17 protein-coding genes and 1 riboswitch are annotated in these 13,950 nt (G+C 41.8%); of the genes, 14 read left to right on the forward strand and 3 right to left on the reverse strand.

Annotated elements, in window-relative coordinates:
- Positions 1–45: 45 nt before the first annotated feature.
- A complete protein-coding gene (locus WCV65_RS07735) occupies positions 46–171 on the reverse strand; it encodes a hypothetical protein (RefSeq protein ID WP_338781356.1) in 126 nt (41 codons plus the stop codon).
- Between the two features lie 201 nt (positions 172–372).
- Positions 373–2,517 carry an AAA family ATPase gene (locus WCV65_RS07740; protein WP_338781358.1) on the reverse strand — a complete coding sequence of 715 codons (2,145 nt, stop codon included), beginning with the start codon at positions 2,515–2,517 and terminating at the stop codon, positions 373–375.
- 203 nt (positions 2,518–2,720) lie between these two features.
- On the opposite strand from WCV65_RS07740, the gene WCV65_RS07745 reads away from it, so the two are divergent.
- The 9 genes from WCV65_RS07745 to WCV65_RS07785 all read left to right on the forward strand — a co-directional run bounded on the left by WCV65_RS07745 (position 2,721) and on the right by WCV65_RS07785 (position 9,219).
- Positions 2,721–3,758 carry a hypothetical protein gene (locus tag WCV65_RS07745; RefSeq protein WP_035408931.1) on the forward strand — a complete coding sequence of 346 codons (1,038 nt, stop codon included), beginning with the start codon at positions 2,721–2,723 and terminating at the stop codon, positions 3,756–3,758.
- Between the two features lie 45 nt (positions 3,759–3,803).
- Complete coding sequence (locus WCV65_RS07750; RefSeq protein WP_338781361.1) at positions 3,804–4,535, forward strand: metallophosphoesterase family protein; 732 nt, start codon at positions 3,804–3,806, stop codon at positions 4,533–4,535.
- A 21-nt stretch (positions 4,536–4,556) separates the two neighbouring features.
- Positions 4,557–5,129, forward strand: coding sequence for an HAD-IA family hydrolase (locus WCV65_RS07755; RefSeq protein ID WP_338781363.1), 573 nt, complete (start codon positions 4,557–4,559; stop codon positions 5,127–5,129).
- Positions 5,130–5,697: 568 nt separating this feature from the next.
- Complete coding sequence (locus WCV65_RS07760; RefSeq protein ID WP_338781365.1) at positions 5,698–7,050, forward strand: hemolysin family protein; 1,353 nt, start codon at positions 5,698–5,700, stop codon at positions 7,048–7,050.
- 102 nt (positions 7,051–7,152) lie between these two features.
- A complete protein-coding gene (locus tag WCV65_RS07765; RefSeq protein WP_338781367.1) occupies positions 7,153–7,392 on the forward strand; it encodes a hypothetical protein in 240 nt (79 codons plus the stop codon).
- Positions 7,355–7,654 (forward strand): hypothetical protein, encoded by a 300-nt coding sequence (locus tag WCV65_RS07770; RefSeq protein WP_338781369.1) that lies wholly within the window; start codon positions 7,355–7,357, stop codon positions 7,652–7,654. The genes WCV65_RS07765 and WCV65_RS07770 overlap by 38 nt, the downstream gene beginning before the upstream one ends.
- 52 nt (positions 7,655–7,706) lie before the next feature.
- Complete coding sequence (locus tag WCV65_RS07775) at positions 7,707–7,835, forward strand: DUF6254 family protein (RefSeq protein ID WP_231889954.1); 129 nt, start codon at positions 7,707–7,709, stop codon at positions 7,833–7,835.
- A gap of 140 nt (positions 7,836–7,975) precedes the next feature.
- A complete protein-coding gene (locus tag WCV65_RS07780) occupies positions 7,976–8,743 on the forward strand; it encodes a hypothetical protein (protein ID WP_338781373.1) in 768 nt (255 codons plus the stop codon).
- Between the two features lie 11 nt (positions 8,744–8,754).
- Complete coding sequence (locus WCV65_RS07785) at positions 8,755–9,219, forward strand: hypothetical protein (protein WP_338781375.1); 465 nt, start codon at positions 8,755–8,757, stop codon at positions 9,217–9,219.
- A gap of 182 nt (positions 9,220–9,401) precedes the next feature.
- On the opposite strand, the gene WCV65_RS07790 is transcribed toward WCV65_RS07785, so the two are convergent.
- Positions 9,402–10,742, reverse strand: a complete 1,341-nt coding sequence (locus WCV65_RS07790; RefSeq protein ID WP_338781377.1) for a DUF2254 domain-containing protein — start codon at positions 10,740–10,742, stop codon at positions 9,402–9,404.
- An 82-nt stretch (positions 10,743–10,824) separates the two neighbouring features.
- Positions 10,825–10,869, forward strand: a riboswitch (PreQ1 riboswitch).
- Between the two features lie 152 nt (positions 10,870–11,021).
- Between WCV65_RS07790 and queC the strand changes: the two genes are divergently transcribed.
- The 5 genes from queC (at position 11,022) to WCV65_RS07815 (ending at position 13,743) form a co-directional block, all read left to right on the forward strand.
- A complete protein-coding gene (queC, locus tag WCV65_RS07795) occupies positions 11,022–11,681 on the forward strand; it encodes a 7-cyano-7-deazaguanine synthase QueC (RefSeq protein ID WP_338781379.1) in 660 nt (219 codons plus the stop codon).
- Positions 11,678–12,118, forward strand: coding sequence for a 6-carboxytetrahydropterin synthase QueD (gene queD / locus WCV65_RS07800; protein WP_035408911.1), 441 nt, complete (start codon positions 11,678–11,680; stop codon positions 12,116–12,118). The genes queC and queD overlap by 4 nt, the downstream gene beginning before the upstream one ends.
- On the forward strand, positions 12,111–12,842 hold the full coding sequence (gene queE / locus WCV65_RS07805; RefSeq protein WP_338781382.1) for a 7-carboxy-7-deazaguanine synthase QueE: 732 nt from the start codon (positions 12,111–12,113) through the stop codon (positions 12,840–12,842). The genes queD and queE overlap by 8 nt, the downstream gene beginning before the upstream one ends.
- Positions 12,843–12,855: 13 nt before the next feature.
- On the forward strand, positions 12,856–13,353 hold the full coding sequence (gene queF / locus WCV65_RS07810) for a preQ(1) synthase (RefSeq protein WP_035408903.1): 498 nt from the start codon (positions 12,856–12,858) through the stop codon (positions 13,351–13,353).
- A gap of 168 nt (positions 13,354–13,521) precedes the next feature.
- Positions 13,522–13,743: a hypothetical protein gene (locus WCV65_RS07815; protein ID WP_035408895.1), complete on the forward strand. Its 222-nt coding sequence runs from the start codon at positions 13,522–13,524 to the stop codon at positions 13,741–13,743.
- Positions 13,744–13,950 lie beyond the last annotated feature (207 nt).

Raw genomic sequence — 13,950 nt, forward strand, 5'->3', positions numbered from 1 at the left:
GGGAGCGGGCATTGAAATAACCGGTATGGATCATAAACTGCCTTTTTATTTTTTCCTCTCCGCTTTACGTTCCATCTCTTTGAATTCTTCTTTAAGCTGCTCCAGGTAGATTAACTGAACTGCTTTCTCTTCTTCCAGTTTTTTTAGCTTCCAAAGTCCGTATTCATTCATGATGCTGAAGCTCCTCCTTTTTCATACCTTCTCATTGTAAGGAGATCGCAATAAAAAAGAATCGGATAGATGCCTGTTTTTAATAAAGAAAAAGGAGTCAGGAGGAATTGTTCAAATTTTTATAAAAAATAACCCCCCGAATGCTCATACGGGGGGGCAATTTCAATTATTTTCTCTAAGGAGAACTTTTCAGAAAGACCTCTATATTTTATCGGATTTCGAAACAGTGATGCTCCCATTTTCCACATTTGCCGCTGCATGATCCAGTTCATTGTAATCAATGAGCAGGTCAGTGATTTGGTCTTCCAGCTGTTCCTGGATGACCCGGCGAAGAGGCCGTGCACCGAATGCAGGGTGATATCCCAGTTCAGCCAATTTGTTTTTTGCTTCATCAGAAACGGTTAGCTTCATGTTCTTTTCATGTAAAGTTTCTTGAAGTTCTTCAAGCATGAGCTCAACGATCGAAAGCATATGTTTTCTTTCGAGGGATTGGAACTCAATGATTGCATCAAAGCGATTCAGGAACTCGGGTTTAAAGAATGTTCCAAGTGAATCAAGCAGAGTGCTCTCTTTTATGGCTGCTGTTGCTTCTGTATCAAATCCTACAGTCATTCGTTTTTCGGAAGTGCCTGCATTACTGGTCATGATGATGACCGTATCCTTAAAGTTGACCGTGCGTCCATGACTGTCCGTTAAACGCCCGTCTTCCAGGATTTGAAGGAACATGTGCTGTACATCAGGATGAGCTTTTTCAATTTCATCGAGAAGCAGAATGCTGTATGGATTTCGGCGGACTTTTTCTGTGAGCTGTCCGCCATCATCATGTCCCACATATCCAGGAGGGGAGCCGATAATTTTGGATACAGCGTGTTTTTCCATATATTCACTCATATCAAGTCGAATCATGGAGTCTTTTGTTCCGAAAAGCTCTTCTGCCAATGTTTTGGTCAGCTCCGTTTTCCCCACACCTGTAGGACCTGCGAAAAGGAATGACCCAATAGGACGATTTTTGCGTTTCAACCCGGCACGGCTTCTGCGTATTGCTTTTGCTACTTTTTGTACCGCTTCTTCCTGGCCGATAACTTTTTTAGCAAGACTATCTTCAAGATTCTTCATTTTAGCCTGTTCATCTTCTTGAATCTTTCCAACAGGAATACCGGTTTTCTGTTCAATAATGGCCTGGATTTCGCTGAGGCCAACAATCATTTTTTCTTGATGATCCTGTTTCTCAAGCTGTTTTTCAAGAAGAATCTCCTCGTGGCGGAGTTTTGCCGCAAGCTCATAGTTTTCTTCTGCTGCCGCTTTTTCTTTGTCTTTCGCGAGTTTGCTGAGCTGATCGTGAATATCGGCTTCCTCAACCCGGTCTGCTTTCAGATTGGCTTTTGAACCGGCCTCATCAAGCAAATCAATCGCTTTATCCGGCAGAAAACGATCTTGAATGTAGCGGTGAGAAAGAGTTACACAAGCCCGGATGGCTTCATCGCTGAATGTAACTCCATGATAATCCTCATATTTTGACTGAATGCCTTGCAGGATTTCAATGGCTTTATCCAAGGATGGTTCGTGAACCATGACTGGCTGGAAGCGGCGCTCCAGAGCAGCATCCTTTTCAATCTGGCGGTATTCTTTTAAAGTCGTTGCCCCAATTAGCTGCATTTCACCCCGTGCAAGTGCAGGCTTTAAAATGTTTCCTGCATCCATAGAGCCTTCCGCAGATCCCGCTCCGACTACTAGGTGTATTTCATCTATAAATAAAATGACGTTTTTACGTGATTGAAGCTCAGCTATGAGTTTTTTCATCCGGTCTTCGAACTGGCCGCGCATGCTCGTATTGGCAACGAGTGATGCTACGTCGAGCAAGTACACTTCTTTTTTCTTCAATTTAGATGGAACATTTCCTTCAGAAATTTTCAATGCTAGACCTTCCGCTACAGCTGTTTTACCAACCCCGGGTTCACCAATAAGAACCGGATTGTTTTTATTGCGCCGGTTAAGAATTTCAATCACCCTGTTTACTTCATCTTCCCGGCCAATGACTGGATCGATAAGCCCCGCTTTGGCAGCATGGGTAAGATTGCGGCCCATTTGGTCAAGAAGCCCTCCGCCATTGCGGCCTGATTTTTGATTCTCTGCACCAGATGTCCCTTCATCCTGACTGCCAGCATTTTTAAAGAATTGATCAAACGGGAAGGAAGAGAATCCTCCGCCGCTGATACCGCCGGAAGGGATTTGACTTTCATAATGTGAAAAGCATGTATTGCAGAGCTGTAATTGTTTACGGGCTCCGTTAATTTGAACATGTAATTGAACGGTTGCCTGATTTTGCTTACAGTTTTGACATTGCATAAAAAAACAACCTCCTTAAAATTTAACTAACTTTGACTATCTTTGACTATCTTTGACTATTATTATAATTTGACCTTTTTTGACTTTCAAGTATTTTGTTTGAGAAAATTTTTTGGGGTTGCAAAGAACTTTAATCCATCTTTATCCTTCTTTTCAAGGAACTTGTCTCATAGCTTTATATAGAAGAGGAGGGATGGACCGTCATGCAAAATAAGAGCTTTATCATCGTGCAGATTGCTTTTGTGTATGTTGGAACAGTTGTCGGGGCAGGCTTTGCAACTGGGAAAGAAATTGTGGAATTCTTTACCCGTTTTGGTGCGGCGGGAACCATCGGGATTCTCCTTGCAGGAAGTTTGTTTATTCACCTTGGAACCAAGCTGATGGTGATTGCATCAAGAATTCAAGCTCCCTCCTTTAAAGAATTGAATCTATTTTTATTAGGAAAGCATGCAGGGCAGGCAGTAAACGCAGTCATGCTGCTCTTATTATTTGGGGTAACCTCTGTCATGGTATCGGGAGCTGGAGCGATATTTGAAGAACGATTAGCGCTTCCGCACTCAGTCGGGGTGCTGATTAGCATTCTTTTAACTTTAATCATTATGGCGAAGGGCTTGCATGGAGTTGTCGGTGTTAATATGCTGGTTGTGCCGATGCTGCTTCTGCTTAGTCTGGTAGTCATGACAAGCTCTATAACAGAGGGGGGATTGAAGACTGTCTTGACCGGTTTTAGGCTCTCCGATAGCGGCTGGGCCGTTTCCTCTGTTTGCTATGCCGCCTATAACCTCGGACTTGCTCAGGCTGTTCTCGTCCCCCTTGCAGCTGAGATAAAAGATGAGAACGTACTAAAAAAAGGAGGAAGGCTCGGCGGACTGATATTAATGATCATTATGCTTGGCAGCCACTTAGCTCTTCTTTATGTCCCAGGTGCTGTAAAGTTTGAAGTTCCGATGGCTGAGGTAATGAATACAGTCTTTTCGGCTGCTTATTATTTGTACGTGCTGGTAATTTTCGGAGAAGTGCTCACCTCTATTATTGGAAATTTATACGGGATGGAGCGTCTTCTTTCTCAATTTTTCAAGGTTCCCAGAATGGTGATGATTGCCATCATTTTGGCGGTTTGTTTTTTCTTAAGCTTTATTGGATATGGGAAATTAATTTCTGCCATTTATCCAGTCATTGGGTACATAAGCCTTTTATTTCTAGGAGCATTGCTTCTGAAAAAGAAACCAAAGAGGGGATGATCTTATGGTAGAATGGAATCTGTCTGGAAGAAGGAGTGAAGTCGATTGAACCGTATAGCTGTTATTTCAGATATACATGGTAATGTCCCGGCTCTTGAAGCCGTTCTGGACGATATTCATTATAGAAGAATCGAAAAAATTATTTGCCTGGGAGATTTGGTAGGGAAAGGTCCTCAATCTCATGACGCGATTGCGATGGTTAAAAAGCATTGTGAAATTACGGTTAAAGGAAATTGGGATGATTTTATAACAAAGGATCCCGAATTTGAGACATTGAAATGGCATCAGAATCAGCTGACTGATGAGGACCGCCGCTATTTAACAAAGCTTCCTTTTTCAGCTGAACTGACCATGAGCGGCAGACTAATCCGGTTATTTCATGCTTCGCCTTATAGCATATATACAAGGATTCAGCCATGGGATTCAATTGAACGAAGAATGAGCATGTTCGAAGATACAGAAATGACTGGAAAATCTTCAAAGCGGCCAGATGTAGCAGGCTATGGAGATGTTCATCAGGCTTTTGTTTACCAATATAAGGAAAAAATGCTGTTTAATACAGGCAGTGTGGGGAACCCGCTCGATATGACTCAGGCCTCCTATGCCGTTCTTGAGGGGCTTGAAGGTGAAGAGGCGGAAGGACCGTTCTCTATCCAGCTTATCCGGGTTCCGTATGATATTGAACGATCAATCCGGATTGCCCGGGAAGCTGATATGCCTGACTTGAAGGAATACATTCAGGAACTTACTACGGCTAAGTACAGAGGACTTAGCTGAAGGATAAGGGTGATAGTTGACATGCATATTTTATGGGATTTTGACGGGACACTGTTCAATACGTACCCGGCGTTTACCGAAACGATGTACAAGCTTTTAAAGTCTGAAGTGAAAAAAGAGCATATATTTGAGCAGCTGAAGGTATCTTTTTCTCATGCTGCAAGCACCTTTGGGATGACAGACGAGGATATTGCCGATTTTAAACGAAATGAAAAGGCATTGTCTCCTGTTTTAAAGCCGCCCTTCCCATATGTAGAAAAGGTGCTGAAACACGCATCAAAAAATGTAATCATGACTCATAAAACAAGAAGTGAAGTGGATGCAATATTAAATTATTACGGGTGGGAGCATTACTTCGATGAAATTGTAGCAGGTGATGATGGATATCCCAGAAAGCCAGATCCGGCATCTTATATATACCTTCATCAAAAACACCATATTGATCTTGCTATAGGTGACCGGGAACTGGATATTCTTCCGGCGAAAAAGCTCGGAATAAAAACGTGTCTTTTTCAAAATGATTCGGAGGGGGCCGATTTTTATTTAATTGACTACCGGCAATTTGCATATAAAGTAGCTCCTTCCTTTAAATAGCTATAACAAAAAAAGCGCTTGCGCTTTTTTTTTTGTTATAGCTCGTCTGGGGACTGGATAATGAAAAACCCTCCAATCCAATGAAAAAATGAGATATAAGATGGTAACCAAGTATTTTTCTAGAATTTTCGTCATATTTATAAGGAAATTGGAAAACTGTTATGTTTGACTGGATACTTTTCTTTCGTATATGATTCTAGTAACTATACAAAGATTGGGGTGATAAGATGGGGCAGTGAACATGTTGAAGTATTTAAGGGATCCAGCCGATCAATCGGTTTTCCCGTATCAGGCTGCTTCATGCTTATCGGCCACAATTAACGGCCGGAACCATCCGATGAAATACTTCGGATGCATGTTGACGGATTTTGAGTGGAAGGCAGTTTTTTAGATTATTCATACAATATTGTAAAATGAATGATCTGTCGGCTCAAAGCCGATTGTAAGAACCTTGGAACGGTTTACTTTTGCCGCTGAATCCGGCACCGCCATCAATTGATGATGGCCATTTTATAATCAACCCAGGAGGTGACTTCCTTTTCCGTAAATTACGGAACAAGGAACATATTTGGACATAGTAAATTTATTGCTCATTGCAATATTGATTGGATTAACCGCGTTTTTCGTGGCATCTGAATTCGCTATTGTAAAGGTAAGAAGTTCTCGTATTGACCAGCTGATCGCGGAAGGAAATAAAAACGCGAAAGCAGCAAAACGCGTCATTTCCAATTTGGATGGCTATCTATCAGCCTGTCAGCTTGGAATTACTGTGACAGCGCTTGGAATCGGGTGGCTTGGGGAACCAACTTTTGAACATATGCTAAAACCGCTATTTGTTCAGCTTGGTTTGCCAGAGGCACTGACACCGGTTATCTCTATTGCTTTTGCATTCGCCATCATGACCTTTTTGCACGTCGTTATTGGTGAATTGGCTCCTAAAACGTTAGCGATCCAAAAAGCAGAGGAAATTACCTTGCTGCTCGCGCGTCCGCTCATTTTGTTCAATACCATTATGTACCCTTTTATATGGGCCCTTAACGGCTCTGCCAGATTTGTAACTGGTTTATTCGGACTAAAGCCTGTATCTGAGCATGAATTGGCACATAGTGAAGAAGAGCTTCGAATCATTCTTTCAGACAGCTATAAAAGCGGTGAAATTAATCAATCTGAATTTAAATATGTCAACAAAATCTTTGAATTCGATAACCGGATTGCAAAGGAAATCATGGTTCCCAGAACGGAAATCGTCTCCTTGTCTATTGATTCTTTAATGGATCAAAATATCGAAATTATGCAAAATGAGAAATACACAAGGTATCCGGTAACAGACGGCGATAAGGACCATATTATTGGAATGGTGAATATCAAAGAGGTGTTCACGAATTTAATTCAGAAAAACAGCAAGGATTCTTTTTCTCTTAAGGAATATGTTCGTCCGATTATCCAAGTGATTGAATCGATTCCGATTCAGGACCTGCTTGTGAAGATGCAAAAGGAACGCATCCACATGGCGATCCTGATTGATGAGTATGGGGGAACAGCCGGTCTTGTAACGGTTGAGGATATTTTAGAAGAGATTGTTGGAGAAATTCGTGATGAATTTGATACAGATGAAGTTCCTAACATTCAAAAAATCAACGACAACCGCTATATTTTAGATGGGAAAGTCCTAGTAAGTGAAATAAACGATATGTTCGGCCTCGAAATTGATGATAAAGATGTTGATACAATTGGCGGCTGGGTGCTGACTGAAAAGTTTGATATCCAAAAAGGCGATACAGTTCAATTTGGGTCTTTTACATTTAAAGTTCGGGACATGGAAAATCATCACATTAAATATTTGGAACTGACAAGGCAAGTTCAGGAAAGTCCAAGTGCTGTTCTTGAACAAGTAGATCGAAGTGTAGCAAGTACAACTTGAAAGAACCACTAAACACCTGCTTTTAAAGCAGGTGTTTTTTTTTACTCTTTTCCGAAAAAGCAATGCATAAACTATAGAAAGATGCAGACAGGAGGGGAGAATATGGGCAGTAACCATAAAAAGCTGTTTGGTTTGTTTCTTATTCTGTTTGGACTGTATTACTTTTTAAAATCTTTAGGGATTTTTACGGAAATTGGAGTATATGCATGGCCGTTTATACTTTTAATTCTTTCGGGTGCCTTTCATATCGCTTTTTTCCTTGGAGGCTGCAAAAAGGAGAAGGCGGGCCTCCTTTTGCCGGGTGGTGTCTTTACTTGTCTTAGGGCTGCTGTTCATTTTTGAAACAGCTGCAGGCTGGAATTACGCAGGCAGCACATGGCCAGTTTATCTCCTTGCTGCTGCTTTTGGCTTGTTTGAGCTCTGGCTTTTTGGAGGCAGGGAGCGAGGGCTGCTCATTCCGATCTGCGTGCTTTCCGCAGTTGGCGGCTTCTTTTTTGCGGAACATTTTCTCTCCTTTAGAGGAAGTTTCTGGCCGCTTGCCGCTATCATCATTGGGCTATATTATGTTTTCAGAAAAACCAATCTTGAAAAGCCTGAAGAATAAATCCTCTCTTCTTAAAGAAACTAAAGGTAATCGAGAGGAAAGGATGAATACAATGAGCCAATCTAAAAAACAGGAAGAACGACAATGGAAGGATCATAAGCAAGCCCAGCACCCTCATGGTGAAGTGAAATCACTGAAAGAGCTATCTAGGGAAACAGATAAGGATTCAAAAAGGTCTTAATGGCTGCCTCTTAAAAAGGCAGCTTTTTTCTTAATTTTGCAAAGTCTAATTTGAATCCATACGGCACAATGCATCCTATAGAATAGCATGGATGCTATTGGACAAAATAGTACGGATTCCTTAAGAAAAGAGGGAGCCTGGTGCCTGTAAATTCTTCTCAGCGACGGAGGATGATTGCCACCGTCAATCCATACATGACAAACTTGTTTCATTTGAGAAATCCATTTATTGTTGCCTGGTGGTCTGCATCCTTTCCGGGATTTGGCCACGTCCTATTAGGGAAATACATAACCGGCTTTTTGCTAATGGTCTGGGAAGTTTTTGCAAATAATATAGCTCATTTAAATGAGGGGATTTTTTACAGTATGACAGGCAGGCCGGAAGCTGCCTTAAAGGTCATGAATGAGGAATGGCTATGGCTTTATGTAACGTTTTATGTGTTTATCATTTGGGATAGTTACAGGCAGGCCATTGAGTACAATAAATACTATATTTTGTCGGTCCGGGAAGGCGCACCCATTCAAATGAAAAATATAAATCCTCTTGAAATCAATGTCCTTGAGAAACGAAAACCTGGCTATGCCTTATTTTGGTCTCTGCTTACACCGGGACTTGGACATTTTTATCTAAATCGCCTTCCATCCATCGTATTTGGTGTTTTCTTATGGATCATTATCGCCTATTATTCTGGTCTTTATAAATGTGTCCTATATACTGTAAGAGGCGAATTTGAACTTGTTTCCCAAACGGCAAATCCTCAATGGTTTCTTTTTTTGCCTTCATTATATGTTTTTCTCGCTTATGACAGTTATGTTAGTACAGTTGAATACAATAAGCTTTTTGACAGAGAGCTGGAAAAGCATTTGAAAGCCAGCTATCAGAACCGGGATTTCAAAATGCCGCTGTAGATAAGGACGTGGTGAAGCTGAATTACTTAATCACAACTTTCACATACTCTACTTCGCTTGAATTGCTCTTAACAGAAATAGAAAAAGCGGGAGTCCATCAAACGCAGATTATGGCCATTCCTATGGAACGACTGGGAGAATTTCAAACCCTGTTTGATACGGATCTCTCTGATGATCAAAAGAGTCTGCTGGATTTAGCTGGTGTTTTTGGGGCAGTATTCATGCTTTTAGGGGTTATTTATGGTCTTTCCTTATTCTGGGGACCAGTCATTTGGGGCTCGATTGGACTGATTTTTGGTATGATATCTGGCTTTTCTGTCGAATATTTATACAAGAAAAAAAGAAAAGAGCCTTTCTTAAAAAAACATGAAAAAGAGGTAGTTATTATTCTGCATATTGAGGATTCATTGACAGAACGGGTAAAAAAAATCATTCAGAGTCATGGTGCGAAAGGAATCGGAACAGTAAAAAAATAAGAAAAAGCTGTATTCAGGTGGTCTTTTAATGCGTCTCGCCTTTTTATACCTTTTTTTACCTGCTCCAGTGCTTTCTCACCTTCCGCTCCAATCAGCATAACCCATATTTGTTCATAGCACCTATACAAAAAGCAAAGCCCCCGGAATGATCACACAAGGTATCACGGAGGTTTCAATACTAATCATTTGCTCTCATCAGAAATCCCCTTTTTAATTCCCTCAAATTGACCATCTCTGCAGCAGGCGTGAGCCAGTTTTTGAAACTGATGGTTAAGATAGGACCGATCAAGGCTGATCCAATCAACCTCTTGCAGCCCTTCAAGAATATAGCATGAAAATTTCCAGATGATGTCTTTTACTTCTTTTTCATTGTTTTCCGCCACTATGGTAAGGGCAGACAAAATGGAATGCATAACGGCTGTGTCTTCTTTTCCATGGTGTCTGATCAGATAAAAGCTTTTATAAAGCAAATCCTCAAAGGAGGGTTTATGAAAAATGACACGCAGTCTTTGTGCTTCATCCGTATAATAGGGTGTTGGAGTGTAGCTTTTCCCAAGACGGGTTAGAATCCGTGCAATATGCTCAACCGCATTTGCAGTTGTATATGGATCGTTAAATGCCGGAGAAATGGATCGAATGGCAATCTCTGAAAGCTTTTGGATGCCAAACCCCACATCCCTGACAGGCTCTTGCTCGGGTATGATCAGAATCTGATTCAGCAGGCTGTCAGCATCGCTTAGCTCATCTTGTCCCCAATAGGTAAGCAGAGGTGTTCCTTCATCTACGTAGCTGCCTAATGATTTTTCAACTTTTATGGTTATCTTTGATTTTTCAGCTGCCTGAATCAATTCCCGTACTTGCACGTGCTGTATGTATCCGGCTTTTTTGCTCTTCAGCTGTCTGTCTATTCCTGAAGTGATTTCTTCCGCTCCAGCGTAATCTCTCATGGCATTAAGGCTTTGATCTTCTTCATAATTTTCCTTCCACGCCTTCATTGTTTTGCTTGCGATTTGAAAGATCAGGTTGCTGACCTTAATTGACGCGACCGAATGATGGATAAAGTAGACAAACGCAGCAAGGCATGCGAAAGCAACACCGATGGCTAGAGCGGGGACAATAAACAAATCGCCGCTTTTACCCTTTGCTAAAAGCAATAGTACAATCGTATAAACAAATCCGCCGGTAAACATGCCAAGAACGCGCTGAGAGCTGCGGTCAGACGTAAAGTTCTGCAAAGCTCTTGGAGAAAACTGGGCTGCATAAGTAGTCAACACGACCAAAATAGAAGAAAACGTGATGGTCGTCATGGTTAATAGCGATGTGGCGATCGAGCTTAAAATGGTTTGAGCAAGCTGCATATCAGATAGAAACAGGTCAGGTATGTAATCGTATAATTCCGTATGTTTTGAAGCATATTGGTCAAGAGCCATACTCACATATGCCAGTAACAGGGCAATCATTCCATAAATCAAAGGGATAAACCAGAAGCTGGCTCTTACTTGCAAAAAACGGTTCTTTTCCATAAATGCTCCTCCGGTTATTGGCAGACGGCCATTTTTAATGTATAGTGAACAGGTCAGCTAAATACAAATCCGTTTCAAATGAACGGGAGAGGTTCTAGCACAACCCTCTATAAAAAACTAAGGACAGCAATATCAAAGGCGTTCCTTGGATATTGTTTTTGTTTTTTTATAGACCATTCGCTAAGGCACCTCTATTGGGGTGCCTTTATTATTTCACCGAATTGAATCATGATAAACATGGTTGTGACTGGAAGCTCCGTCAACAGGAGGAGATTCAACATGAAAAAAGAAAAAGCGTTAGTTGTCTTTAGCGGAGGACAGGACAGCACAACATGCCTGTTCTGGGCACTAAAGAATTATAAAGAAGTAGAAGCCGTCACATTTAATTATAATCAGCGCCACAAGCTTGAAATTGAGATTGCCGAATCCATTGCAAAAGAGCAGGGCATCCGGCACCACGTCCTGGACATGTCCCTTTTGAATCAGCTTGCACCGAACGCATTGACAAGAAATGATATTGTAATTGAACAAAAAGAAGGCGAGCTCCCATCGACTTTTGTTCCTGGCAGAAATTTGCTGTTTCTATCATTCGCATCCGTTCTGGCCAATCAGATTGGGGCCAGGCATATCATTACCGGTGTTTGTGAAACAGATTTCAGCGGCTATCCGGATTGCCGGGATCAATTTATAAAATCATGCAATGTGACCGTAAACCTGGCCATGGATGAGCAGCTTGTCTTCCACACACCGCTTATGTGGCTTAACAAAGAAGAAACGTGGCAGCTTGCAGATGAATTGGGAGCCCTTGATTATGTCCGGACGAAAACCCTCACATGCTATAACGGAATTCCGGCAGATGGCTGCGGGGAATGCCCGGCATGTGTGTTACGAAAAAATGGCCTTGAAGCCTATTTGAACAAAAAGGAGGCGGCGCAATGATTCAGCAGATTTACCCTCAAGTGAACCATGACTATCAATATGAGCTCAATAAAGACATGCATCTGTCTGCCGCCCATTATGTTCCTCATGAGAGTGCAGGCCCGTGCCGGAATGTTCATGGTCATACGTATTTTGTGAATGTTACGATTGCCGGAGACACGCTTGATGAGTCAGGGTTTCTTGTAAACTTCAAAACGCTGAAAAATCTTGTTCATGGACAATTTGATCATACGATTTTAAATGAGCATGCCCTTTTTCAGTCCGGGAGTCCAGAAGATTTTCCGACGACAGAAGTAGTTGCCCGAAAAATAAGTGAAGTGATTCAGGCAGAATTGGATCAGCTTCCCGGCAAGCCTGTCTGTGTACAGGTATTTGTCAGAGAAACACCGACAAGCTATGTGGTCTTTCGTCCGAAGAAGGTGAAAAGCAATGGCTGAAACGATTCCGGTTCTTGAAATTTTCGGCCCGACGATCCAGGGGGAAGGGATGGTCATCGGCCAGAAAACAATGTTCATTCGAACGGCAGGCTGCGACTATTCCTGTTCGTGGTGTGACTCCGCTTTTACATGGGACGGTTCCGCGAAGAATGAAATCATCCAGATGGATGCCGAGCAGGTGTGGGCAGAGCTCACCCGCATTGGCGGAAACCGTTTTTCGCATGTGACCGTATCCGGTGGAAATCCGGCGCTATTGAAAAATTTACAGCCGGTCATTGCACGGCTGAAAGAAAAGGACATCGAAATTGCTCTTGAAACGCAGGGAAGCCGCTACCAGGATTGGTTTACGGAAATCGATGACCTTACCATATCCCCTAAGCCCCCAAGCTCAGGGATGAAAACAGATTTTGATGTGTTAAGCAGTATTTTTACCCGTTTGAGGGATGCTGGTACCCTCTCTTCAGCTAGCTTAAAAGTTGTTGTATTCAATGCTGAGGATCTCGCCTTTGCAAAAAAGGTCCACTTGACGTATCCCGGTATTCCATTTTATCTGCAGGTCGGAAATGACGATACAGCCACAACAAATGATGAAGCCTTGATGAAAACACTGATGAGCCGCTACCAATGGCTAATCGATGAGGTAATGGAGGATGAACAATTAAATCTTGTCCGCGTTCTCCCCCAGCTGCACACGCTGTTATGGGGAAATAAACGCGGCGTATAAAGGAGAAATGAAAATGAGCGGAAGAAAAGACGAAGAACTGACAGGAGTAACTCTATTAGGAAACCAGGGAACGAACTATTTATTCGAGTATTCCCCGGACATTCTCGAATCCTTTGAAAATAAGCATATCAACCGAGATTATTTTGTTAAATTCAATTGTCCGGAATTTACGTCCCTGTGCCCGAAAACAGGACAGCCGGACTTTGCAACCATTTATATCAGCTATATTCCAGACAAGCTGATGGTGGAAAGCAAATCCTTGAAGCTATATCTTTTCAGTTTCAGAAACCACGGCGATTTTCATGAAGACTGCATGAACATTATCATGAACGACTTGATTGACCTGATGGATCCCCGCTATATCGAAGTTTGGGGGAAATTCACACCAAGAGGCGGAATCTCCATCGATCCGTATACGAATTACGGGAAGCCTGGAACGAAGTACGAAACAATGGCGGAACACCGTTTAATGAATCATGATTTGTATCCGGAGAAAGTGGATAATCGTTAACGTTTGACAGCTTTCCTTTTGGAAGGCTGTTTTTTTTGACCCGTTTTTTCATCCTATTACAAGTAAGAGATAGGAATAGGACTAATTCTAAATAAAAAAGGTGGATGAACAAGGAGTCTTTAGTGGAATTGTTGAATAGGTAAGAACAAGGAAATGGGAGGGGAGAAAATGAACAAATACAAAATCCGCTATCACTTCAGCAATGATTTTTATGTGACGAGGGAAGTAGAGAGTGAGTTTGATAAGACATCCGCTGCAATGAGATTCAGTGAAGAGGAACGAATTACGTTCGAAGACAAGCGCGGAGACCTGCTCAGCTTTTTTATGCGGGATGTGAAGCTGGTCACGGTTGAAGATGATAAAGTAAATACAGTCAAAGCAGGTTTTTAAATGAAGAGACCGTACAGGAGACTCTCCATGTACGGCCTTTTCACTTCGTGTCGAATGTTGGCGAATAGTCGATATACAGAGAAAATAGCCGATATATTCAAAAAATCGTCGATAAATTGAGTAAATAGCCGATATATTGAAAAAATAGTCGATATATCGAAAGAATAGCCGATATAACCGAAAAATAGCTGAGCTACAACAGGAAAA

It is taken from the genome of Metabacillus sp. FJAT-52054 (assembly GCF_037201815.1).
GTDB classification, from domain to species: domain Bacteria; phylum Bacillota; class Bacilli; order Bacillales; family Bacillaceae; genus Metabacillus_B; species Metabacillus_B sediminis.

Excerpts from the sequence above, each read along its gene's own strand:
- WCV65_RS07735 (WP_338781356.1), bottom strand. The coding sequence starts at position 171 with ATGAATGAATACGGACTTTGGAAGCTAAAAAAACTGGAAGAAGAGAAA.
- WCV65_RS07740 (WP_338781358.1), bottom strand. The coding sequence starts at position 2,517 with ATGCAATGTCAAAACTGTAAGCAAAATCAGGCAACCGTTCAATTACAT.
- WCV65_RS07745 (WP_035408931.1), top strand. The coding sequence starts at position 2,721 with ATGCAAAATAAGAGCTTTATCATCGTGCAGATTGCTTTTGTGTATGTT.
- WCV65_RS07755 (WP_338781363.1), top strand. The coding sequence starts at position 4,557 with ATGCATATTTTATGGGATTTTGACGGGACACTGTTCAATACGTACCCG.
- WCV65_RS07765 (WP_338781367.1), top strand. The coding sequence starts at position 7,153 with ATGGGCAGTAACCATAAAAAGCTGTTTGGTTTGTTTCTTATTCTGTTT.
- WCV65_RS07775 (WP_231889954.1), top strand. The coding sequence starts at position 7,707 with ATGAGCCAATCTAAAAAACAGGAAGAACGACAATGGAAGGATCATAAG.
- WCV65_RS07790 (WP_338781377.1), bottom strand. The coding sequence starts at position 10,742 with ATGGAAAAGAACCGTTTTTTGCAAGTAAGAGCCAGCTTCTGGTTTATC.
- queC (WP_338781379.1), top strand. The coding sequence starts at position 11,022 with ATGAAAAAAGAAAAAGCGTTAGTTGTCTTTAGCGGAGGACAGGACAGC.
- queD (WP_035408911.1), top strand. The coding sequence starts at position 11,678 with ATGATTCAGCAGATTTACCCTCAAGTGAACCATGACTATCAATATGAG.
- queE (WP_338781382.1), top strand. The coding sequence starts at position 12,111 with ATGGCTGAAACGATTCCGGTTCTTGAAATTTTCGGCCCGACGATCCAG.
- queF (WP_035408903.1), top strand. The coding sequence starts at position 12,856 with ATGAGCGGAAGAAAAGACGAAGAACTGACAGGAGTAACTCTATTAGGA.
- WCV65_RS07815 (WP_035408895.1), top strand. The coding sequence starts at position 13,522 with ATGAACAAATACAAAATCCGCTATCACTTCAGCAATGATTTTTATGTG.